This is a genomic window from Serratia sp. CY55921 (assembly GCF_052167655.1).
GTDB lineage: Bacteria > Pseudomonadota > Gammaproteobacteria > Enterobacterales > Enterobacteriaceae > Serratia > Serratia ureilytica.
The window spans coordinates 267259-289464 of record NZ_JBJNMU010000002.1; the positions used below are offsets into that span (position 1 = coordinate 267259).

General features: G+C 63.8%; 23 protein-coding genes. 4 read left to right on the top strand and 19 right to left on the bottom strand.

Annotated elements, in window-relative coordinates:
* Window positions 1-7: 7 nt before the first annotated feature.
* Window positions 8-919: a LysR family transcriptional regulator gene (locus ACJ8M3_RS15075; protein ID WP_047572736.1), complete on the bottom strand. Its 912-nt coding sequence runs from the start codon at window positions 917-919 to the stop codon at window positions 8-10.
* A gap of 108 nt (window positions 920-1027) precedes the next feature.
* Between ACJ8M3_RS15075 and ACJ8M3_RS15080 the strand changes: the two genes are divergently transcribed.
* The gene (locus ACJ8M3_RS15080) at window positions 1028-2230 is read left to right on the top strand and encodes an MFS transporter (protein WP_047025175.1); all 1203 of its coding nucleotides are present in this window, start codon (window positions 1028-1030) and stop codon (window positions 2228-2230) included.
* A gap of 1 nt (window position 2231) precedes the next feature.
* Here ACJ8M3_RS15080 and fucP read toward each other — a convergent pair whose 3' ends face one another.
* Genes fucP through ACJ8M3_RS15115 form a run of 7 tightly spaced genes read right to left on the bottom strand, consistent with a single transcriptional unit; the run spans window position 2232 to window position 8393 of the window.
* On the bottom strand, window positions 2232-3461 hold the full coding sequence (gene fucP / locus ACJ8M3_RS15085) for an L-fucose:H+ symporter permease (RefSeq protein WP_069101049.1): 1230 nt from the start codon (window positions 3459-3461) through the stop codon (window positions 2232-2234).
* A gap of 40 nt (window positions 3462-3501) precedes the next feature.
* Window positions 3502-3861 (bottom strand): L-rhamnose mutarotase, encoded by a 360-nt coding sequence (locus ACJ8M3_RS15090; RefSeq protein ID WP_049272375.1) that lies wholly within the window; start codon window positions 3859-3861, stop codon window positions 3502-3504.
* Window positions 3858-4634, bottom strand: coding sequence for an SDR family oxidoreductase (locus tag ACJ8M3_RS15095; RefSeq protein ID WP_089197659.1), 777 nt, complete (start codon window positions 4632-4634; stop codon window positions 3858-3860). The genes ACJ8M3_RS15090 and ACJ8M3_RS15095 overlap by 4 nt, the downstream gene beginning before the upstream one ends.
* Window positions 4612-5475, bottom strand: a complete 864-nt coding sequence (locus tag ACJ8M3_RS15100; RefSeq protein WP_033651362.1) for an amidohydrolase family protein — start codon at window positions 5473-5475, stop codon at window positions 4612-4614. Before ACJ8M3_RS15100 ends, ACJ8M3_RS15095 begins: the two co-directional genes overlap by 23 nt.
* 14 nt (window positions 5476-5489) lie before the next feature.
* Entirely contained in the window at window positions 5490-6767 is a 1278-nt protein-coding gene (locus ACJ8M3_RS15105; RefSeq protein WP_033641773.1) for an L-fuconate dehydratase, read from the bottom strand.
* Between the two features lie 14 nt (window positions 6768-6781).
* Window positions 6782-7627 (bottom strand): fumarylacetoacetate hydrolase family protein, encoded by an 846-nt coding sequence (locus tag ACJ8M3_RS15110; RefSeq protein WP_047025170.1) that lies wholly within the window; start codon window positions 7625-7627, stop codon window positions 6782-6784.
* Window positions 7628-7652: 25 nt separating this feature from the next.
* On the bottom strand, window positions 7653-8393 hold the full coding sequence (locus tag ACJ8M3_RS15115; protein WP_033651365.1) for an SDR family oxidoreductase: 741 nt from the start codon (window positions 8391-8393) through the stop codon (window positions 7653-7655).
* Window positions 8394-8629: 236 nt separating this feature from the next.
* Between ACJ8M3_RS15115 and ACJ8M3_RS15120 the strand changes: the two genes are divergently transcribed.
* Both ACJ8M3_RS15120 and ampH read left to right on the top strand, forming a co-directional pair.
* The gene (locus tag ACJ8M3_RS15120) at window positions 8630-9388 is read left to right on the top strand and encodes a FadR/GntR family transcriptional regulator (RefSeq protein ID WP_089197658.1); all 759 of its coding nucleotides are present in this window, start codon (window positions 8630-8632) and stop codon (window positions 9386-9388) included.
* A gap of 126 nt (window positions 9389-9514) precedes the next feature.
* A complete protein-coding gene (ampH, locus tag ACJ8M3_RS15125) occupies window positions 9515-10657 on the top strand; it encodes a D-alanyl-D-alanine-carboxypeptidase/endopeptidase AmpH (RefSeq protein WP_015376541.1) in 1143 nt (380 codons plus the stop codon).
* 33 nt (window positions 10658-10690) lie between these two features.
* On the opposite strand, the gene hpaC is transcribed toward ampH, so the two are convergent.
* From hpaC to ACJ8M3_RS15180, 11 genes are all read right to left on the bottom strand, one after another.
* Entirely contained in the window at window positions 10691-11206 is a 516-nt protein-coding gene (hpaC, locus tag ACJ8M3_RS15130) for a 4-hydroxyphenylacetate 3-monooxygenase, reductase component (protein WP_016929186.1), read from the bottom strand.
* 16 nt (window positions 11207-11222) lie between these two features.
* Window positions 11223-12785: a 4-hydroxyphenylacetate 3-monooxygenase, oxygenase component gene (gene hpaB, locus ACJ8M3_RS15135; RefSeq protein WP_004933158.1), complete on the bottom strand. Its 1563-nt coding sequence runs from the start codon at window positions 12783-12785 to the stop codon at window positions 11223-11225.
* 178 nt (window positions 12786-12963) lie between these two features.
* On the bottom strand, window positions 12964-13860 hold the full coding sequence (gene hpaA, locus ACJ8M3_RS15140; protein ID WP_004933161.1) for a 4-hydroxyphenylacetate catabolism regulatory protein HpaA: 897 nt from the start codon (window positions 13858-13860) through the stop codon (window positions 12964-12966).
* Between the two features lie 34 nt (window positions 13861-13894).
* Window positions 13895-15265 (bottom strand): 4-hydroxyphenylacetate permease, encoded by a 1371-nt coding sequence (gene hpaX / locus ACJ8M3_RS15145; protein WP_021505400.1) that lies wholly within the window; start codon window positions 15263-15265, stop codon window positions 13895-13897.
* A gap of 3 nt (window positions 15266-15268) precedes the next feature.
* Window positions 15269-16063 (bottom strand): 4-hydroxy-2-oxoheptanedioate aldolase, encoded by a 795-nt coding sequence (gene hpaI, locus ACJ8M3_RS15150; protein WP_033641769.1) that lies wholly within the window; start codon window positions 16061-16063, stop codon window positions 15269-15271.
* 76 nt (window positions 16064-16139) lie between these two features.
* Entirely contained in the window at window positions 16140-16943 is an 804-nt protein-coding gene (gene hpaH / locus ACJ8M3_RS15155) for a 2-oxo-hept-4-ene-1,7-dioate hydratase (RefSeq protein ID WP_004933170.1), read from the bottom strand.
* Window positions 16944-16957: 14 nt separating this feature from the next.
* Window positions 16958-17344 (bottom strand): 5-carboxymethyl-2-hydroxymuconate Delta-isomerase, encoded by a 387-nt coding sequence (locus ACJ8M3_RS15160; protein ID WP_089197657.1) that lies wholly within the window; start codon window positions 17342-17344, stop codon window positions 16958-16960.
* 50 nt (window positions 17345-17394) lie between these two features.
* Window positions 17395-18468 carry a 3,4-dihydroxyphenylacetate 2,3-dioxygenase gene (gene hpaD / locus ACJ8M3_RS15165; RefSeq protein WP_089180517.1) on the bottom strand — a complete coding sequence of 358 codons (1074 nt, stop codon included), beginning with the start codon at window positions 18466-18468 and terminating at the stop codon, window positions 17395-17397.
* A 37-nt stretch (window positions 18469-18505) separates the two neighbouring features.
* Window positions 18506-19960: a 5-carboxymethyl-2-hydroxymuconate semialdehyde dehydrogenase gene (hpaE, locus tag ACJ8M3_RS15170; RefSeq protein ID WP_033636981.1), complete on the bottom strand. Its 1455-nt coding sequence runs from the start codon at window positions 19958-19960 to the stop codon at window positions 18506-18508.
* On the bottom strand, window positions 19957-20721 hold the full coding sequence (locus tag ACJ8M3_RS15175) for a fumarylacetoacetate hydrolase family protein (protein WP_033641766.1): 765 nt from the start codon (window positions 20719-20721) through the stop codon (window positions 19957-19959). The genes hpaE and ACJ8M3_RS15175 overlap by 4 nt, the downstream gene beginning before the upstream one ends.
* Window positions 20718-21350 (bottom strand): fumarylacetoacetate hydrolase family protein, encoded by a 633-nt coding sequence (locus tag ACJ8M3_RS15180; protein WP_442514704.1) that lies wholly within the window; start codon window positions 21348-21350, stop codon window positions 20718-20720. Before ACJ8M3_RS15180 ends, ACJ8M3_RS15175 begins: the two co-directional genes overlap by 4 nt.
* A 327-nt stretch (window positions 21351-21677) precedes the next feature.
* Here ACJ8M3_RS15180 and hpaR point away from each other — a divergent pair, with 327 nt between their 5' ends.
* Complete coding sequence (gene hpaR, locus ACJ8M3_RS15185; RefSeq protein ID WP_015376534.1) at window positions 21678-22130, top strand: homoprotocatechuate degradation operon regulator HpaR; 453 nt, start codon at window positions 21678-21680, stop codon at window positions 22128-22130.
* Window positions 22131-22206 lie beyond the last annotated feature (76 nt).

The following is a 22206-nucleotide window of genomic DNA, read 5'->3' on the forward strand; positions in this document are numbered from 1 at the left end:
GCCTGCGCTAAACGGTTTCCCAAATCGCCTTGCCCTGCCAGCGCCGTTCGATCGCCACCAGAAACAGTTTCACTTTGGGGGAGAGATGGCGTCGGCTGGGATAGACGGCGCAGATCGGCGGCCCCGGGCGACAATAGCGTTCCAGCACCGGCACCAGCGTGCCGGCCGCCATCTGTTCACCGACCAGAAACGCCCCTACCTGACACAGACCTGCCCCGGCGACGGCCGCATCCCGCAATGCCTCGACGTTGTTGAAACGCATCCGGCCGCGCACCGGCTGTTCGTGCAGTTGGCCGTTAACCCGATAGCGCCAGGGCGCCGGCAATCCCTGGTGGCTGAAGACCAGCGTCTCGTGATCGCCCAGCGCCTCCGGTGTCGCAGGCGTGCCGTAGCGCGCCAGATAGTCCGGCGCCGCGCAGGTGATCAGGCGGTGCGGCGCGAGCACCCGCCGCACCAGCCGACTGTCGTCGCTGCCGCCGACGCGGATCGCCACGTCGATACCGTCGCGCACCAAATCGCTGTAATCGTCGGAGAAGCTGACGTCGGCGTCCACCTCCGGCCACTGCGCCAAAAATTCCCGCAGAATCGGCAAAATATGCAACCGCCCCAACGAGACCGGCACATCCAGCCGCAGCCGCCCGCGCGGGGTTTGCCGCCGCGTATTGAGCGCCGTTTCCGCCTCTTCGGCCTGCGACAGGATGCGCTGCGCATATTCGTAAAACACCGCGCCGTCTTCGGTCAGGCTGACGCTGCGCGTGGTGCGCTGCAGCAGCCGGGTCGCCAATCGCGCCTCCAATCGGTTCACGCATTTGCCCGCCGCCGATCGGGAGATGCCCAGTCTCTCGGCCGCCAGCGTGAAGCTGCAGGCGTCGGCGACGCGAATGAATACCAGCAGGTCGGTCAGGTTATCCAACGGCATAGACGGTAAATTAGCCACGCTTTGTCCCCAATGTTGCGCATTCAGGCCAGTTTATCAGCCATTTTGGCGCGGATACACTGGGGTTCGTCATCTGTTGGGAGAGTCATTATGAGTGCCTTACACGCCGACGGCGGCGCAAAAGCGTGGCTGGCGACCTTCGCGGTCGGCCTGTCCACCTTTACCGTCGTCACCGCAGAAATGCTGCCTGTCGGGCTGCTGACCCCGATCGTCAGCACCCTGAACGCATCGATCGGCCGCGCCGGGCTGCTGATTTCCCTGCCGGCCCTGTTCGCCGCGCTGTTCGCCCCGCTGGTGGTGCTGGGCGCCCGGCGCACAGACCGCCGCAACCTGCTGGCGGGCTTTCTGCTGCTGCTGATCGCCGCTAACCTGCTGGCCGCCGCCGCCACCTCCCTGGCGCTGCTGTTCGCTGCGCGCATCCTGCTGGGTTTTTGCATCGGCGGTATCTGGGCCATCGCCGGCGGGCTGGCGGAACGCCTGGTGCCGCCGGCCTCCGTCGGATTGGCGCTGTCCATCATCTTCGGTGGCGTAGCGGCGGCCTCGGTGTTCGGGGTGCCGCTCGGGGTATTCCTCGGCGAAGCGCTGGGCTGGCGCATGGCGTTTCTGGCGGTCGCCGTTCTGGCGGCGCTGACCCTGCTCCTGCTGGTGTGCGTGCTGCCGCCGCTGCCGGTCACGCAGGCGATCGGCTGGCGGTCGTTCACCGCGCAACGCGCGAATCGCCGGCTGCTGACCGGGCTGCTGCTGACGTTTCTGCTGGTCGCCGGTCACTTTATGGCTTACACCTTTGTCCGTCCGCTGCTGCAGACGGTCTCCGGCATCGAGAGCCGCTGGGTGGGGCCGCTGCTGTTCGCCTACGGCATCGCCGGCCTCGTCGGGAATTTTATCGCCGGCCAGGCCGCCGCCAAACGGCTGCGCCGCACCCTGGCGCTGATCGCCCTCGGGCTGGCGCTCGCCGTCCTGCTGCTGCCGCTGCTGGGCCACACGCCGCTGAGCGGCGGCGCCTTCCTGCTGCTGTGGGGCATCGCCTACGGCGGCGTTTCCGTTGCGTTGATGGCGTGGATGCTCAAGGCGGCGCCCGATGCGGCCGAGGTCGCCTCTTCACTGTATATCGCGCTGTTTAACCTGGCGATCTCCTGCGGTTCGCTGGTGGGCGGGCTGGTGGTGGATGCCGGCGGCCTGACGATAAACGGCGCGCTGTCCGGCCTGGTGCTGCTGCTGGCGTTGGCCATCCTGATGGGGACCCGGCGGCAGATGCCGAAAACGGCGGCGAAAGCCGATTCGCCGCCGGGGTGAATCAGGCGCGGCGCTGCCGCAGGCCGTAAACCAGCACCACCGCGAAGCACAGCAGCGGCAGCAGATAAGAGAGCGCGGTGCTGTAACGGTCGGCCAGCGCCCCCATAAAGTAAGGCATGATGGCGCCGCCGACGATCGCCATGATCATGAACGAGCTGGCACGCTTGGTGTGCTTGCCCAGATTTTTCACCCCCAGGGCGAAAATGGTCGGGAACATGATCGACATAAAGAAGAACACCGCGATCAGCGCCACCACCGAGATACCGTCTACGCTCAGCATTACCACGCCGCACAGCGCGATGTTGATCAGCGCATAGACCGCCAGCAGCGTCGCCGGTTTGACCCGTCCCATCAGCCAGGTGCTGAAGAAACGTCCGACCATAAAGCAGATCATGGCGATCGACAGCAGGTAAGAGGCGCTCTGGTTAGACACCTCGCGCCAGTGCTCGGTGGCGTAGTTGATGAAGAACGCCCCCACGCCCACCTGCGCCGCCACGTAGAAAAACTGCGTGATGACCCCGCCGACGAAATGCGGATGCTGCCACAACCCCTGCGCTATCACGCCGTGCACCGGTTTTTCCTCTTCGCGGATCGCCGGCAGCCGGGTGCGGCTGAACAACAACGCGATCAGCAGCACCAGCGCGGCGATCGCCACATAGGTCATCTTCACCGCGCTCTGATCGCCGCCGCCGACGGACTGGCCGGCGGAGAAGAACAGCGTGCCGCCGATCAGCGGGCCGATAAACTGCCCGAGGCCGTTGAACGACTGCGCCAGGTTGAGCCGCCGTTCGGCGCCCTGCGCGTCGCCCAGCACCGTGGCGTACGGGTTGGCCGCCGTTTCCAGGCAGCCCAGGCCGCTGGCGATGACGAACAGCGCGAACAGGAAGACGCCGAAGCTGTTGGCCGACGCCGCCGGCACGAACAGCAGCGCGCCCAGTGCGTACAGGCACAGCCCGACCAGAATGCCCGCCTTATAGCCCTTGCGATCCATGAAATAACCGGCGGGCAGCGCCACCAGGAAATAGGCGCCGAAGTACGCCGCCTGCAGCAGCCCCGACTGCGCCTTGGTGACGTGCAGCGTCTCCTGAAAATGTTTGTTCAATACGTCCAGCAGGCCATAGGACAGCCCCCACATGAAGAACAGGCTGGTGACCAGGATAAAGGCCCAGCGCAGATTGGCGGTCACGGGGACGCCCGGCTGCGCGGAGGCCGCACTTTTATCAGCAAGCATGGTGATACCCTCGTATCGTCTGGCGATGATGATGTTGGCGTTATTGCTGTTGCAGAGAGAAAATCCGCGCCATTTCCACCCATTTTTCGCCCTGCGGCGTCCAGGGGGTGGCGGCCTGGTAGTGCCACATCAGCGCTTCCCATCGCTGTACTTCGGGGTTGTTCAGGCTGGCGGCGTCAAAACGCGCGGCGTCGAAATCGGCGCTGACCTCCACGATCATGAACAGCCGGGTGCCCAACCGGTAAATCTCCATGTCCAGAATGCCGTGCTCGCGCAAATGCGCGGCGATGCCCGGCCAAATGCGCTGATGATGCTGCTGGTACTCCGCAATCAGCGCCGGTGAGTCAATCAGATCGAGCGCCTGGCAGAAACGGCGCCGCCCTGCCGCCGCGCTGCTCACGTCAGCGCCCGATCGAGATGCAGGTAGCCGCCGTCCACCGACAGCCACTGTCCGGTGGTGTGTGATGACCGCGACGACAGCAGAAACGCCACGGTATCGGCGATCTCCTGCGGCGTGGTCATGCGCTGCCCGAGCGGAATGCGCGCGGTGATCTTCTCCATCTGCCGCTGCGGGTCGGCGAAGGTGTTGAGCCAGCGCTGGTACTGCGGGGTAATCACCTCCGCCGGCACCACCGCGTTCACCCGCACCCCATCATGGCGCAGCGACACCGCCCATTCGCGCGTCAGCGCCAGCACCGCGCCCTTGGCGGCGGTGTAGCCGCTGGTGCCGCCCTGGCCGCTGAGCGCAGTCTTGGAGGCGATGTTGACGATGACGCCCCGGCTCTCCCGCAGCGCCGCCTGGCACAGGTGCGCCATCAGGTAGTAGTGCACCAGGTTCTTTTCCAGCGAGCCGACGAACGCTTCACGCCCCGCCTCCAGCCCGACGCCGTCGTTGACCCCGGCGTTGTTCACCAGCCCGTCAATGCGGCCGAAGGTCGCCAGCGTCTGGCTGACCGCCCGGCGGCAGGCCACCTCGTCGCACAATTCGGTGAGGATCACCTCGGTGCGCGGCTGCAGCCGCTGCAAATCGGCCAGCAGCGCCGCCTCCGGCGCGGCGTTGGTGACCAGCACCGGGATCGCCCCCTCTTCGGCCAGCACATGAGCAATCGCCGCGCCGATGCCGGCACCGCCGCCGGTGACCAGCACCACCTTATCTTGCAGATACAGATCCATAACCAGACTCCGTTAACCCGTAAATTCTCCAGGCGGTGTCGCCCCAAATCGCCGCCTGCTCGGCGGCCCCCAGCGTCGACAGCGCCCGTTCACACAGTTGCACCACCTGGCGGTAGTCGCCGGCCAGCAGGCACACCGGCCAGTCGGAGCCGAACATCAGCCGCTGCGGGCCGAACGCCTCCAGCGCGGCGTCGAAGAACGGCAGCAGTTCTTCCGCGCGCCACCGGCCACCCGGCGCCTCGGTGATCAGCCCCGACAGCTTGCAGGCCACGTGCGGCAGCGCCGCCAACGGCCGGATTTGCTGCGCCCAGTGCCGCGCGCCGCGCATGATGTCCGGCTTGCCGAAGTGATCCAGCACCAGCCAGTGTTGGTCGTGGCGGCCGGCAAACGCCGCCGCGGCCGCCAGATCCCGGTGCGTCACCAGGATCTCGTACACATACCCGGCGCGCTGCAGCGTTTGCATGCCGCGATCCACCTCCGGCCGCGCCAGCCAGGCCGCCGGATCCGCTTCGTCCTGCACCTGATGACGCACCCCGCGCAGCGCGCTGTAAGGCCGCCAGGCCTCCAGACGCTGCGCCAGCTGTGGCGCGGCGATATCCAACCAGCCCACCACGCCGCATACGCCCTCGCTCTGCTCAGCCAGCGCCAGCAGGGCCAGCGTCTCGTCCTCGCTGGGGCGCGCCTGCACCGCCAGCGCGCCGTCGAAGCCGTGTTCCTGCAACAGCGGCCGCAGCCGGGGCGGATCGAAATCCTGTCGCAGCACGCGCATCCGCTCGTCGATCCACGGGTAGTGCTGCGGGTGGTAGCGCCAGTAGTGCTGGTGAGCGTCGATGCGCGGCATGCGATCCTCCCGCCTCACCCGCGGAACCGATACTGCTCGATCGACGACGGATGCATCTCGATCGAGTAACCGGGACGGCTCGGCGGCATGTAGGCCGCGCCCTTGATCACACAGGGATCGACAAAGTGTTCATGCAAATGATCGACGTACTCGATCACCCGGCCTTCGTGGGTGCCGGCGATGCACAGGTAGTCGATCATCGACAGGTGCTGCACGTATTCGCACAGCCCGACGCCGCCAGCGTGCGGGCAGACCGGCAGCTGGTATTTGGCCGCCATCAGCATCACCGCCAGCACTTCGTTGACGCCGCCGAGACGGCAGGCGTCGATCTGCACCACGTCCACCGCGCCGCGCATGATGAACTGCTTGAACATGATGCGGTTCTGGCACATCTCACCGGTGGCCACCTTGACCGGCGCCACCCCTTCGCGGATGCGGCGATGCCCCTCCACGTCATCCGGGCTGGTCGGTTCTTCGATAAACCAGGGGTTGGCGAACGCCAGATGTTTCACCCACGGAATGGCTTCGCCCACCTCCCACACCTGGTTGGCGTCGATCATCAGCCGGCGATCCGGGCCGATCACCTCACGGGCGATGCGCACCCGGCGAATGTCGTCTTCCAGATCGCGCCCGACCTTCAGCTTCAGGTAGGAGAAACCGGCGTCGACCGCTTCCTGGCACAGGCGGCGCAGCTTGTCATCCGGGTAACCCAGCCAGCCGGCGGAGGTGGTGTAACAGGGGTACCCTTCCTGCAGCAGCCGCTCCAGGCGCCGTTCTTTGCCCTCGGCCCGCTGTTTCAGCAGCGCCAGCGCTTCCTGCGGCGTGATGCAGTCGGTGATGTAACGGAAGTCGATGCAGCGCACCAGTTCCTCCGGCGTCATCTCCGCCACCAGCCGCCATACCGGCTTGCCGACCGATTTGGCCCACAGATCCCACACCGCGTTGACCACCGCGCCGGTCGCCAGGTGAATAGCGCCTTTGTCCGGCCCAATCCAGCGCAGCTGGCTGTCGCTGGTGAAGCGCCGCCAGAAGGCGCCCATGTCGGCGGCGATCGTCTCCAGTTGCTCACCGACGATCTGATGTTCCAGCGCGCGGATCGCCGCACAACAGATCTCGTTGCCGCGGCCGATGGTGAACGTCAGTCCGTGGCCGCTGAGATCCGCGCGATCGGTCTCCAGGATCACGTAGGCGGCGGAATAGTCGGGATCCGGATTCATGGCGTCGGATCCGTCCAGCCCCAACGAGGTGGGGAAACGAATGTCTTCAACCCGCAGTGCGGTAATGGTGGTCATGGCGGCGCTCCCGGTTAAGCCTGTACGGTTTGCTGGCGCTGTTCGCCCAGCCCTTCGATGCCCAGACGCATCGTCTGGCCCGCCCGCAGATAGACGGGCTGCGGTTTCTGCCCCATGCCGACGCCCGGCGGCGTGCCGGTGGAGATCACGTCGCCCGGCTGCAGGCTCATAAAGCGGCTGAGGTAGCTGACGATTTGCGGAATGCGGAAGATCATGGTGCTGGTGTTGCCGTCCTGATAGCGCTTGCCGTCCACCTCCAGCCACAGGTTCAGGTTGTGCGGATCGGCGATTTCGTCGGCGGTCACCAGCCAGGGGCCGATCGGCCCGAAGGTGTCGCAGCCTTTGCCCTTGTCCCAGGTGCCGCCGCGCTCAATTTGATACTCGCGTTCGGAGACGTCGTTGATCACGCAGTAGCCGGCGACGTGGCGCATCGCGTCCGCTTCGCTGATGTAGCGCCCGCCCTGGCCGATCACCACGCCCAGCTCCACTTCCCAGTCGGTTTTCTGCGAGCCGCGCGGGATCTCCACCCGGTCGTAGGGGCCGACCACCGCGCTGGTCCATTTGTTGAACACCACCGGTTCTTCAGGAATGGCCGCGCCGGTTTCCGCCGCGTGATCGGCGTAGTTCAGACCGATGCAGATGAACTTGCCGATGCCGCCGACGCAGGCGCCGAGGCGCGGCTGCCCCTCGACCAGCGGCAACGCGGCGCTGTCCAGCGCGCGCAGTTTGGCGAGCGACGCCGGCGATAACGCGGCGCCGCCCACGTCGGCGATATGCTGCGACAGATCGCGCAGGCGGCCCTGCGCATCCAACATGCCGGGGCGCTCTTGCCCGGGTTCCCCATAACGTAAAAGTTTCATGCGTTCCTCTCTCAAAAATGGCGGCTCAGTTGCTCCAGCCGCCGTCGATGATCTGCACCGTGCCGGTGGTGTACGAACTGGCGTCGGAGGCCAGATACAGCGCCAACTGGGCAATTTCCTCGGTGGTGCCGATGCGCCCGATCGGCTGGCGGGCAACGAACGCCTGATACACCTCTTGCTCGCTACGCCCCTGCTCGCGCGCCTGCTCGGCGATGCGCTGGCGCAGCGACGGCGATTCCACCGTGCCGGGGCAGATGGCGTTGCAGCGGATGCCCTGGGTGACGTAATCCGCCGCCACCGAGCGCGTCAGGCCAATCACCGCCGCCTTGCTGGCGCCGTAGGCGAAGCGGTTAGGCACCCCTTTCACGCTCGAGGCCACCGAGGACATGTTGATGATCGAGCCTTTGCCGCGCGCCAACATGCCCGGCAGGAAGGCGCGGATCATGCGGAACATCGCGGTCACGTTGAGATCGAGCGCGAACGCCCACTGATCCTCGCTGCAATCGAGGATCGATCCGCTGTGCACCACGCCGGCGCAGTTGAACAACACGTCGATCGGGCCGATCGCTTCCGCCGCCGCCGCAATGGCGGCCGGATCGGTGACGTTCAGCGCCAGCGCGCGGATCCCGGCGCAGCCCTGCAGGCGCTCGAGGTTGATGTCGCTGGCGATCACGTCGGCGCCGGCGGCGGCGAACAGCCTGGCGGTGGTGAATCCGATCCCTTGCCCGGCGGCGGTGATCAGTACGCGTTTCCCGGTTAAATCCATCTTGACTCCTCGGCCTAAAGGTCTAATGGTCAGGCCAATAAAGGCGGTTAAAGGTCAGGCCTCTAACATGACAAAAGACGCTTTACGCGTTATCGTTGGGGGAAGAAGTTAATAAAAACAGCCTTGAAACCGCATTTCGATTAACCTTTTTTTTACACTTGAATAACGATTACTCAAGCGCCTTGTCGCATAATTGTGCGCCAAATCACTGAACGCCGAATCGTCAAAGGTCAAAAATGCCGATTACCCGACTGGAAAACCCAAGGATTTACAGACAGATAGCTGACCAGCTCAAACGTCTTATCGAGAACAACGAATTTCCGCCGGGCAGCCGCCTGCCCTCGGAGCGCGATCTTGCCCAGCAGTTGCAGGTCAGCCGCGCGTCGGTGCGCGAGGCGCTGATCGCGTTGGAAGTGATCGGCCTGGTGGACGTCAAGGTGGGCAACGGGGTGATCGTGCGTTCGCAAACGCCGCCGCCGGCGTCGCAGGAATCGGTGATGGTCCAGGCCGGCCGCAACCAGTGGGCGGAGATCGACGACGAACTGAATATCGAGCTGGATTTCAACGCCGAGCTGCCGCCGTTTTCACTGCTGCAAACCCGCCTGCTGATCGAACCGGAGACCGCCGCGCTGGCCGCGCGCCACGCCACCGACGAGGAGCTGGCGGGCATCCGCGCCGCCTATGAGCAGAACTGCCGCGATAACCGCGCCGTCTCCGCCACCCACCCCGGCGATCGGCTGTTCCACATCCGCATCGCCCAGGCCAGCGGCAACCCGGCCTATGCGTTCATCATCGGGCACCTGCTCGGCCACCGCTACGGCAGCATGTTCCGCGTGCTGCAGCGCCACTATACGCCGGACGACATGCCGCACCGCTCCGAGCTGGAACACCGGGCGATCCTGGCGGCGATCGAAGCGCGCGATGTGCGCGGCGCCCGCAAGGCGATGAAGGCGCACCTGGACGAAGTGATCGCCATTTTCGCCCGCGCGCAGTAAGCCGCCGGCGGTTAAAAAATTTTATCGCCACCGCTCTTTTTTCTACATGCAGCGGGGGGGCGGGCGCATTACACTGGGCGACGAATAACGCCCTTTCCCGCTGCATTGTTAAATGGATAACGACCGTTGAAGAACTCTGTCTCCGCTTTATTGCTGGCGCTGGGCCTGTGCGCCGCGCCGCTGGCCGTGCAGGCCGCGCCCCCGCAGCTGGCTTCGCAAATCGTCGACCAGTATGCCGAACATATTTTCTACAACAGCGGCGCCACCGGCATGGCGCTGGTGGTGATCGACGGTAATCAGGTGGTTAACCGCAGCTTCGGCGACACCAAGCCCGGCAACAACCTGCGCCCGCGCCCGGATTCGCTGATCCGCATCGCCTCGATCACCAAGCTGATGACCAGTGAAGTGATGGTGAAAATGGCGGCGGCAGGCCAGGTCAAGCTGACCGACCCGCTGCGCAAGTACGCTCCCAAGGGCGCCTATGTGCCGTCTTACAACGCCGGCCAGCCGATCACCTTATTGAACCTGGCGACCCACACCAGCGCGCTGCCGCGCGAGCAGCCGGGCAAAAAGCCGCCGAAAACGCCGGTGTTCACCTGGCCGACCAAGGCTCAGCGCTGGCAATGGCTGGCGCATGCCAACGTCACGGTGCCGCCGGGCGTACGCGCCGCGTATTCCAACCTGGCGTACGATCTACTGGCCGACGCGCTGTCGCGCGCCGCGGGCAAGCCTTACAGCGCGCTGCTGAAAGAGAAAATCACCGCGCCGCTCGGCATGGTCGACACCACGTTGACGCCGAGCCCCGAACAGTGCTCGCGCCTGATGGTGGCGGCGGCCGGCCCGAGCGCCTGTCGCGACACCACCGCCGCGGCCGGCAGCGGCGGCGTCTACTCCACCCCGCGCGACATGCAGCGCTGGATGCAGCAGTTCCTCTCCTCCAGCGCCAGCGGCCCGCGCAAAGCCACCGCCGCCAGCGAGCAAACCATGTACTTCCAGCGCCACGATCTGGTGTCGCTGAAGGGCATGGACGTGCCGGGACAAGCGGATGCATTGGGATTGGGCTGGGTGTATATGGCGCCGAAGGACGGGCTGCCGGGCATCATTCAGAAGACCGGCGGCGGCGGCGGATTCATCACCTACATGGCGATGATCCCGGCGAAAAACGTCGGGGTGTTCGTGGTGGTGACCCGTTCGGAGCTGAGCAAGTTCACCAACATGAGCGATCCGGTCAACCGACTGGTGAGCGATCTGGCGGCCAACAAGAGTTGAGATGGGGGGCGCAGCTGGCTGCGCCCCCAGGCGTCAGGCCGGCACCGCCATCTGATGAATCACCGGATGGAAGTTACGCTTGAAGTAGATCAGGCCGTTGCCCGCTTCGCTCAGCGCGATCTGCTTGATCTGCACCAGGTACATCTGGTGGGTGCCGATGCTCTGGATCTGCTCGATCTCCCCTTCCAGGCTGGCCAGGGTATTGCGCAGCACCGGCTGCCCCAGCGCGCCGAGCTGCCACTCTTCCAGCCGGAAACGATCTTCCATGCTGACGCCGGTCATGCCGGCGAAGTGGCGCGCCATCAGCTCCTGCTCGTGGTTAAGCACGTTGACGCACAGCCTGCGGTTTTCCTGAAACACCGGGTTCATCGCGCTGTTGCGGTTGATGCACACCAGCAGCGTCGGCGGCGTATCGGTCACCGAACACACCGCCGTGGCGGTGATGCCGCAGCGCCCCGCCGGGCCGTCGGTGGTGACGATATTCACCGCCGCCGACAGGCTGGCCATGGCGTCGCGAAAGCGCAGCCGCTGTTCATTTTCCTGAGACATACAACCTCCTCCTGAATTACTTCAGCAGATTATCCAACTGATTAATATCGTCATTGTTCCGCAGGTGCGGCACCTTCCAGCCGTGCTGATCGTAATCGGCCAGGCACTTGTCGACCATCTGCATCATGCGATCCATGTTGCCGGATCCCTGCGCGTGGCGCAGGCACTGCAGGCGGATCTCATCCTGGCTACCGGCGTAGTTGATCTCATACAGCTCGTGGCGCCCGCCGAACTCGCTGCCGATCGCATCCCACATCAGTTTGAGGATCTTGATGCGCTCGACGTGATCCATGCCGTCCGATCCGCGCACGTAGCGCGCCAGGTACTTGTCGATCTCCGGGTTGTTCATGTCGCGCACGCTGGACGGCAGGTAGATCAGGCCGCTGGTGACGTTCTTTTCGATGATGTGTTTCACCTTGGTGTAGGCCATCGGCGCCATCACGCGATAGGTTTGCAGCGCGGCGGAATCCGGCAGGTAGGCGCCGTTTTCCCATTGCGTGGCTTCGGCGCACATCGCGTCGCTCAGCGACCAGAACAGGTTGCGCCAGGCCACCACTTCGCCCAGATCGGCCTGCACGCCACGGAACTCCAGCACGCCGGTGCACGAGAGGCTCTTTTGCAGCAGCGCGGTGATGAAATCCATCTTCACCGCCAGACGCACGCAGGCCTGCAGCGGGAACAGCCGGGCGAAACCGCCCTGGGTGCTCCAGCGGCGGCAGCGGTCGAAATCGCGGTAGATCAGCACGTTTTCCCACGGGATCAGCACATGATCCATGATCAGGATCGCGTCGTTCTCGTCGAAGCGGCTGGTCAGCGGGTAGTCGAACGGCGAACCGGTCGCGCCGGCCACCAGCTCGTAGGAGGCGCGCGAAATCAGCTTCACCCCTTCGGCGTCCATCGGCGCCACGAACATCAGCGCAAAGTCCGGATTATCGCCCATCACCTGCGCCGAACCGAAGCCGATGAAGTTGTAGTGGGTCAACGCCGAGTTGGTAGCCACCACTTTGGCGCCGCTGACGATGATGCCGGCGTCGGTTTCTTTCTCCACCTGAATGTAGACGTCCTTCACCTCGTTGACCGGCTTATGACGATCGATCGGCGGGTTGACGATAGCGTGGTTGAAATAGAGCCCGGTTTCCTGAATGCGTTTGTACCAGTGGCGCGCGTTGTCGGCGAACTGGCCGTAGAACTCCGGATAAGCGCCCAGCGCGCAGCCGAAGGCCGCCTTATAATCCGGCGTGCGCCCCATCCAGCCGTAGCTTTGGCGCGACCAGTCGGCGATGGCGTCGCGCTGCTGGCGCATCTCTTCCGGGCTGCGGGCATAGCGGAAGAACTTGTGGGTGTAGCCGCCGTTGCCGGTGTCGGTATTCCAGCACAGGCGATCCTGGCTGGCCGGATCGTGCAGCGCGTCGTACAGCTGGCCGACCGAGGCCGCCGCATTGCGGAACGCCGGGTGGGTGGTGACGTCTTTTACGCGTTCGCCGTAAATGTAGATTTCGCGGCTGTCCTGCAAACTTTTCAGGTACTCGGCGCCGGTGAACGGACGCTTGCTGTCGGCACGAAAGTCTTCTGGTTTCATCGGGTCTTCCTCGTAATCGGCATTTTTCAGGCCGTGGAGCCGGCCATTTGTTAAAATAATGTTTTCTTTTGGTTGCTTAATTGAAGCTGCCAAAGCCGGTTTCGAGAAGAGACTTTTGCGGCAATCGCCGGTACTTTTCAGGTCAGTTTGCCGCTTTCGCGGCAAACTGTGATCGCGGTTACGAAAGGGCGTGTTGCGCCGCGCGGTAGGTTGAAGGGGAACAGCCTTCCAGCCGATTGAAAAAACGGGCGAAATAGGCCGGATCCTTGAAGCCGAGGCTGTAGGCGGTTTCATGCACCGTGCAGGCGCTGAACAGCAGCATGCGCTTGGCCTCGCGCAGCAATCGATCGAAGATCAGCCGCTTGGGCGGCCGGTTGGCGAAGCGCCGACACAGGTCGTTGAGCCGCGATTCGGTCACGCCCAACGCCTGCGCATACTCCGGCACCGGCAGATGCTCGCGGAAACGCTCGTCCACCATCTTGTTGAAGCGTTGAAACAGCTGCAGTTCGCCGCGCACGCCGCTGTTGGCGCTGTCTTCCAGCGCGGTGTTGCGCAGCAGCAACGTGAACACCGCCTGCGCCAACAGCGCCAGCGTCTGTTCGCGCCCGGCCAGGTTCTGCGCGAACTCGCGGCGGATCAGCGCCCAATAATGGCTGAGCGCCGTCAGCTCCTGCGGCGCATCGGCCAGCGACAGGCAGATGCCCGGCATGTCCAGCGCCAGATTGCTGCCGGGATACAGGCGCTCCAGCAGCGGCCAAATCAGCTCCTGACGCACCGTCAGCACATGGCCGTCGCTGTCCGGTTCGGTGAAGAACGCATGCGGCACCGACGGCGGCGTGAGGATGAACAGCGGCGCCTGCACCGAATAGTGCTGATCGTCGAGCTGCAGCTCTATCTTGCCGGTCTCCAGAAAATGCACCTGGAAGAAGCAGTCGTGCCAGTGCACCTGCATGTCGCGGCCGAAGAACGCCGCCAGCCCGGCGAAGGTTTCGTAGTGCACCTCGTCGGCGGCGTAGCGCGCGTCATACTCTTTGCAAATATCGATGTTGGCGATAAAACCGGTACTTTTCCGCACCTCATTACCTCCTGCAATCCTGCCTATCTGCGTATCAAGGCGTCGCTCTCGGGCGCGAATCCTTCATCGGGATGCGCCACACCAGCACGGCGCCGACGATCAACAGCGCCGAGACGAAATACAGCCCGGAGTTGAAGCTGCCGGTCATGTCCTTGAACCAGCCGATCAACAGCGGGCTGAGCGCCGATCCGATATTGCCGGTGGCGTTGATCACGGCGATCCCCACCGCCCGCGCTTCCAGGCTGATCGACTGATCCGGCGTGGTCCAGAAGATCGCCATGGCGGTAAAGGAACCGACCGACGCCATCACGATCCCCAGCAGTTGGATCAGGCTGTGATCGGTGGCGGAAGCCAATAGCCAGCCGGCAGCGGCGAACAGATACGGCAGCGCGGTGTGATGCTTACGCTCCTGCAGCCTGTCGGATCGTTTGCTCCACCACACCATGCCGGCGATGGTGCAGATCTGCGGGATCGCCGCCAGAATGCCGATCGTCACGTTGCTGCTGCCCTGGTTGAAGCTCTGCAGGATCTGCGGCGTCCAGATGTTGATCGCGCTCAGGGTGTTGGTCAGACAGAAATAGGCCAGCGTGTACATCAGCACGATCGGCGTGAAGATCTCGCGCCACAGGCTGCGCTGCTGCAGCGCGCGGTGGCTGCTCGGCCCGTTGGGTTGCACCAGCTGCAGCTTGTCGGCCTCCATCATCGCCTTCAGGCTGGCTTTTTCCTCGTCGGTCAGCCACTTGGCCTTGGCCGGGGTGTCGTCGAGGTAGAACCACACCACCACGCCCAGCAACACCGACGGGATCCCTTCCAGCAGGAACAGCCACTGCCAGCCCTTCAGGTTCATCACCCCGTCCAGCGCCAGAATATAGCCGGAGACCAGCGAACCGATCGCCATGGTCACCGGCATGGCGATCATGAACAAGGCGTTGGCCCGGGCGCGGTAAAACGCCGGGAACCAGTAGGTGAGGTACACCAGAATGCCCGGCAGGAAGCCGGCCTCGGTGATGCCGACGATCATGCGCAGCACATACAGGCTGGTCGGCCCGGTGGCGAACATCGTGCAGGTGGAGGCGATGCCCCACAGCACCATAATGGTGGCGATCCAGCGCCGCGCGCCGACCCGGCTCAGCATCATGTTGCTCGGAATGCCGAAGATCACGTAGGTGGCGTAGAACAGCGTCGCCGCCAGCCCGAACATGGTCGAGCTGAGGCCGAGATCCTTGCCCATCGTCAGCCCGGCAAAGCCGATGTTGATGCGGTCGAGGAAAGAGAAAACAAACAACACGAACAGGAAAATAATCAGGCGCCGAAACAACTTTTTAATCACCGATTGCTCGGCGGCGGTTAACGCTTTATGTTGCTGCGCCGGGTTGGCCGGCGGCAGCGAATCGACGTGGTTCATGGTTCAGTAGACTCCCGATGAAGGCGCTTGCGCCCCGCCCTGTTTGAACTCGTTCGCCAGGGCTTCCGCCGCCCGCGCCAGCAGGGTGGTATCCACCCCTACCGCGACGAACAGCGCGCCGGCTTCCAGATAGCGCTGCGCCAGCGCCTTGTTGGCCATCAAAATGCCCGGCGCCTTGCCGGCGGCGCGGATGCGCGCAATGGCGTCATCGATGGTGCGCTGCACCTCCGGGTGCTGCGGATTGCCAGCGAAGCCCATGTCGGCGCTGAGATCCGCCGGGCCGATAAACACGCCGTCCACCCCTTCCACCTGCAGGATCGCCTCCAGGTTTTTCACCGCCTCGCGGGTTTCAATCTGCACCAGCACGCACATCTGCTCGTCGGCCTGCTGCAGGTAATCGGGCACCCGGTTCCAGCGCGAGGCGCGCGCCAGGGCGCTGCCGACGCCGCGCACGCCATGCGGCGGATAGCGCGTGGCGCGCACCGCGTCGCGCGCCTGTTCGGCGTTCTGAATCATCGGGATCAATAAGGTTTGCGCGCCGACATCCAGCAGCTGCTTGATGATCACCGCATCGTTCCACGGCGGCCGCACCACCGGCTGGCTCGGGTAAGGGGCGACCGCCTGCAGCTGCCCCAGCACCGTCTGCACGTTGTTGGGCGCATGTTCGCCGTCGATCAGCAGCCAGTCGAAACCGGCGCCGGCCAACAGTTCGGCGCTGTAGCTGCTGCACAGCCCGAGCCACAGCCCGATCTGCGGGCGTTTTTCCTGCAGCGCTCGCTTGAAGTGGTTGGTTAACATCGCATTCTCCCTGACAAGCGGGCGTAGCGCATGGCCCCCGCCCGGTTTAGTCGGCCCGGTTCGCCGAGCCTGCTTTTTAGACGAAGCGGCAGCTGATGCAGCCCATCGGGCCGTAGTCGACGTGGAAGGTATCACCGCGCCGCGCCGGCACCGGCCGGGTGAAGGAGCCGCCGAGGATCACCTGCCCCGCTTCCAGCTCCACCTCATACGGCGCCAGCTTGTTGGCCAGCCAGGCCACGCCGTTGGCCGGGTGGTTGAGCACCGCCGCCGCCACGCCGGATTCTTCAATCACGCCGTTGCGGTACAGCAGCGCGGAGATCCAGCGCAGATCCAGCGCATCCGGCTTGATCGGCCGCCCGCCCATCACCACCCCGGCGTTGGCGGCGTTGTCGGAGATGGTGTCGAACACCTTGCGCGGCCGTTGAGTCTCGGGATCGACGTTGTGGCTGCGCGCGTCGATGATCTCCAGCGCGGGAATGACGTAGTCGGTGGCGTTGTAGACGTCGAACAGCGTGCAGTTCGGCCCGCGCAGCGGCTTGGCCAGCACGAACGCCAGCTCCACCTCCACCCGCGGCACGATAAAGCGATCGATAGGAATGTCGCTGCCGTCGTTGAAGAACATGTCGTCCAGCAGCGCGCCGTAGTCCGGCTCGGTGATCTGCGAGCTCACCTGCATGGCGCGCGAGGTCAGACCGATCTTGTGGCCTTTGAGCGTGCGCCCCTCGGCGATCTTCAGCTCCACCCACTGCCGCTGAATGGCATAGGCGTCTTCGATGGTGATCTCGGGATGATCGAGCGACAGCGCGCGGATCTGTTCACGACTCTTTTCCGCCTGATGCAGGCGCTGTACGGCGCGGTTAACCTGCTCTTTATCCAGCATTTACGACCCCTTATTCACGCCTTGTTGAACAGCGCGTGGACATTGTTCTGTTTGTAATTCAGCACCGGATCCAGCTCTTCCATGGTGAAAGAGAGCGCCAGGTAACGCTGCGCCATCAGCGCGGCGAAGTGTTCCTTGATCAGAGCAAACAGCATCTCGCCCACCTGCTGCCGGCTTTCCAGACTGCGGCCGTGGCCGATCTTCAGCGTCATGTGCACGAAGGCGTAGTCCTGCTTGCCGTCGGCCATCTGCCAGGTGTCGAGCCAGATGGCGCGGCTGCGCACGCCGGCCAGCGGAAAGATGCCGGTCGCCGCCAGCGCCTCGTTGACTTTGGCGAACAGGGTGGGCAAATCCGCATCGCGGCGGATGTTGTCGGTACATTCAGCGTAAAAATGGGGCATAGCGTTCTCCAGACGGCAAATATGCGCGGGCGCGGCCCGCGCAGCGGCATTTACAGCGTATTGCCAAGCTTGAAACCTTTTTCCGTATCGCCCTCACGGGTATAGGAAAAACCGTCTGCGCCGATGGTGACGGCCATTTCGCTGGGCGCACTGCGCTCGATGACCGGCTGTGGCTGCCCATCGAGATCCAGCACCAGCGATCCTTCGGTATACCAGCTCGGCACCACTGGATTGCCCCACCAGTCGCGGCGCTGGTTGTCATGCACGTCCCAGGTCACGGTCGGGTTGTCCGGATCGCCGGTGTAGTAATCCTGCGTGTAGATTTCCACGCGGTGGCCATCGGGATCGCGCAGGTAGAGGTAGAACGCGTTGGAGACGCCGTGCCGGCCGGGGCCGCGTTCGATCAAATCGGATTTGCGCAGCGCGCCGAGCTTGTCGCAGATGGCCAAAATATTGTGCTTTTCATGGGTGGCGAAGGCGATGTGGTGCATGCGCGGCCCGGCGCCGCCGGTCATCGCGGTATCGTGCACCGTCGCCTTGCGGCGCATCCAGGCGGCGTAAACCACGCCGTCTTCATCGCGGATGTCTTCCGTTACGCGGAAGCCCAGCCCCTGGATGTATTCCACGGCGCGCGGCACGTCAGGGGTGATTTGGTTAAAGTGGTCGAGGCGCACCAGCGCGCCCGGCGTATACAGATCGTAGCGCCAGGCCAGGCGCTCGACGTGCTGCACGTCGTAGAAAAACTCATACGGGAAACCGAGCGGATCCTCTACCCGCACCGCATCGCCGATGCCTTTGGCGAACCCGTTCACCCGCCGCTCGGTACGGCAGCCAAGCGCCTTGAAATACGCTTCGGCGCGATCGACGTCTTCCGGCGTGCGCACGCGGAAAGCAAACGCCGCCACGGCGGCGACCGGGCCTTCGCGCAGCACCAGGTTATGGTGAATGAACTCTTCCATCGAACGCAGGTAGAGGGTTTTATCCTCTTCGGCGGTCACGACCAGGCCGAGGATATCGACGTAAAATTCGCGTGCGGCTTTAAGGTTCGTGACCTGAATTTCCATGTAGGCACAGCGCACGACGTCGGGAGCAGGGACAGCATCAGTGGTCAGTTTTGTCGTCATTGTTCTCATCTCTTTCGTTATTATTGTGGCCTGAGGCTCAAACGCCCCATTTCGGGATCGGGTGGTCGCCCATGGAAATGCACACGTTCTTCATTTCGGCGAACACTTCGAAGCTGTATTCGCCGCCTTCGCGGCCGGTGCCGGAGGCTTTCACGCCGCCGAACGGTTGGCGCAGATCGCGTACGTTTTGGGTGTTGACGAAAACCATGCCCGCTTCAATGCCGCGGGCCAGGCGCAGAACCTTGCTCACATCCTGCGTCCAGATGTACGACGCCAGGCCGTACTCCACGTCGTTGGCCATGCGCAGGCCGTCTTCTTCTGATTTGAACGGCAACAGGCAGGCCACCGGCCCGAAGATCTCCTCCTGCGCCACGCGCATCCGGTTGTCGACATCCGCCAGCACCGTCGGGCGCAGGAAGTTGCCGTGGCTCAAACCGGCCGGTTTGTCCGGGCCGCCGGCCAGCAGGGTTGCCCCTTCTTCCACCCCGAGGCGGATATAGCCGGAGACTTTTTCCCAGTGCTGCGGGCTGATCAGCGCCCCCACCTGGGTGTTGGGATCTTGCGGATCGCCCACGCGCAGACGGTTGGCGCGCTCGGCGAAGCGTTTGACGAATTCCGGGTAGATGCTCTCCTGAATGAAGATGCGCGAACCGGCGGTGCAGCGTTCGCCGTTGATCGAGAAGATGGTGAACAGCGCGGCGTCGAGCGCCCGCTCGATGTCGGCGTCTTCAAAGATCAGCACCGGCGACTTGCCGCCGAGCTCCATGGAGAATTTCTTCAGCCCGGCGCTTTCGATGATGCGTCGGCCGGTGGCGGTGCCGCCGGTGAAGGAGACCGCGCGCACATCTTTATGGCGCACCAATGCGTCGCCGGCGGTGGCGCCGTAGCCCTGCACCACGTTCAGCACCCCGGCCGGAATGCCGGCTTCCAGCGCCAGCTCGCCCAGGCGATCGGCGGTCAGCGGCGACAGTTCGGACATTTTCAGCACCGCCGTGTTGCCCAGCGCCAGGCAAGGCGCGGTTTTCCAGGTGGCGGTCATGAACGGCACGTTCCACGGCGACACCAGCGCACACACCCCCACCGGCTGCACCAGCGTGTAGTTGAGCATCTTGTCGTCCACCGGGTAGGTCTTGCCGTTCATCTGCTGGCACACCTCGGCGAAGAACTCGAAGTTGTGCGAAGCGCGCGGGATCAGCACGTTTTTGGTCTGGTGGATCGGCAGGCCGGTGTCGGCGGTTTCCAGTTCGGCGATCTGCGGCACGTTCTGGTCGATCAGCTCGCCCAGGCGGCGCATCAGGCGCGCGCGCTCTTTCATCGGCGTGTTGGCCCACTTGGGGAACGCCTCTTTCGCTGCCGCCACCGCCTGGTCTATCTCCAGCTGGCCGCCGGAGGCCACCTCCGCCAGCACCTCGCCGTTCGCCGGGTTGGTGGTGGTGAAATACTCTTTGCTGGCGACGTTCTTGCCGTTGATCCAGTGGTTGATGGTTTTCATCGCAGGCTCTCCTCGTAATCTTTTTCACTGATAATGTGGTTAACCAGACGGCCGATGCCCTCGATTTCCACCACCACTTCATCGCCCGGCTGCACGTCGGCCAGCCCTTTCGGCGTGCCGGTGGCGATCATGTCGCCCGGCTGCAGCGTCATGAATTCGCTCAGGTAGGCGATCAAGAACGGAATGTCGAAAATCATGTCGGCGGTGCTGCCGCGCTGGCGCAGCTCGCCGTTGACATAGGTGCCGAGCGCCAGCCGGTGCGGATCGGCGACGTCGTCGCGATCGACGATATACGGCCCGATCGGCGTCAGGGTGTCGCGGCTCTTCACCCGCAGATTTGGCCGGTAGTAGTTCTCCAGGTAATCGCGGATGGCGTAGTCGTTGCACAGGGTGTAACCCGCCACGTACTCCATGGCGTGCTCACGGCTGACGTTGCGCGCGGTCTTGCCGATCACCGCCACCAGCTCGGCTTCGTAATGCATGTACTCCACGCCGGCCGGACGCACCGACACCTGACGGTGCCCGGTCAGGGTGTTCGGCGCCTTGAGGAACACCAGCGGTTCTTCCGGCGCCTTGAATTCCAGCTCGCTGGCGTGGTCGGCATAGTTCAGCCCCAGGGCGAACACCGTGCCCTGCGCCGGCGGCAGCCATTCCACTTCGCGCTCCTGCAGCACCTCGCCGTTCGGCAGCGTGACGCGCAGCTGGTCATCCACCTGCACGTTGAAGACCTGGCCATGATGGCGAATACGGGCATGTTTCATGATGCGGCTCCTGCCTGGGTGACGCGGTTGGTCAGAGTGGGCAGGCCGGCGGCGCGCACCGTCACCTCATCCACCGGTTTGATCGCCACCCGCTGGTGCGGGGTGCCGATCAGCACCGCATCGCCCGGCTGCAGGGTGATGAAGTCGCTGATGGCGGCGATCAGCTCCGGCACCGAGCGCACCAGATCGGCGGTGGACCAGCGGTCCTGCTCTACGCCGTTGATCTCGGTGACGATCTCCAGCCGATCGGCGTTCTCCAACTGCCCCATCTCCCCCAGCGGGCAGAACCCGTCGCGGCATTTAGCCTTGATCGCCGGGCGGTAGAAGCTGCTCTCCGGCAGGCTGACGTCGTTGGCCAACGCGTAGCCGGCCAGATAACGGCCCACCTGCGCCACCGGCACCTTGCGCGCGGTATCGCCGATGATCACCGCCAGCGTGCCGCCGCTGTGCACGGTTTCACCGGCCGGAAACGGGATCGCCCCGCCGTTGGCGAGGTGGGTGTTGCGCGGTTTGATAAACCAGACCGGGGTTTTGGGCGGGGTCTGATACGGCGGCTGGTGAAACGCCTGATCCCAGGCGTCCAGTTGGCTGCGGTGATTCAGCGCAACGGAAAATACGGTGCCTTTCATGCGAACTCCTCCAATGGCAAAACATGACAACCGGCATTCATTAATATATTAATGATTACTTTTATACGCTGTGCAGCTTTTACGCAACGCGCTTGGAGTGATTTGTGATCGTGATAACAAAATATTCACAAATAACGAACATTAGCGTGATTATTCAATGCATTAATCATTTTTCGCGCCATTTTTCGCTGCGCCCTGCATTTTTGCTTTATCCCTACGGGTAACTTTGGCTACTATTAAGTTATTAACAAAATCGGGCTTTGCGGGGCAGGCGCCCCCATAACGAGCGCCGTAACAACGAACACCTTGATAGCTAAGGCCAAACTTATGCATGAATCGTTAACCATCGCCCTGCTGCAGGCGCGTGAAACCGCCATGGGGTTCTTCCGCCCGATCCTGAAAAGCCACAATCTGACCGAACAGCAGTGGCGCATCATCCGCGTGCTGGCCAACAGCCGCTCGATCGAATTCCACGAGCTGGCGGCGGAAACCTGCATTCTGCGCCCCAGCCTGACCGGCATTCTGTCGCGCATGGAGCGTGACAAGCTGATCTTCCGCCTGAAGCCGGTCAACGATCAGCGCAAGCTGTACGTGTCGCTGACCCAGCAGGGCCAGGATCTGTATGAAGTGGCGCGCCACCAGGTGGAACAGGGCTACGCCGAGATTGAAGCCGCTTTCTCGCGACAGAAAATGGACCAGTTGATGACGCTGCTGGACGAGCTGATCACCCTGGGCGACAGCCTGCCCGCCAACGTCACCGCGCATCCCGCCAAGAAGTGATTTAACCAACCGGAATTCTCACATTAATTGGTGTTGCAGCCAGGCGGCCAAGGCGTAAATCCCCAGTCGCTTACTC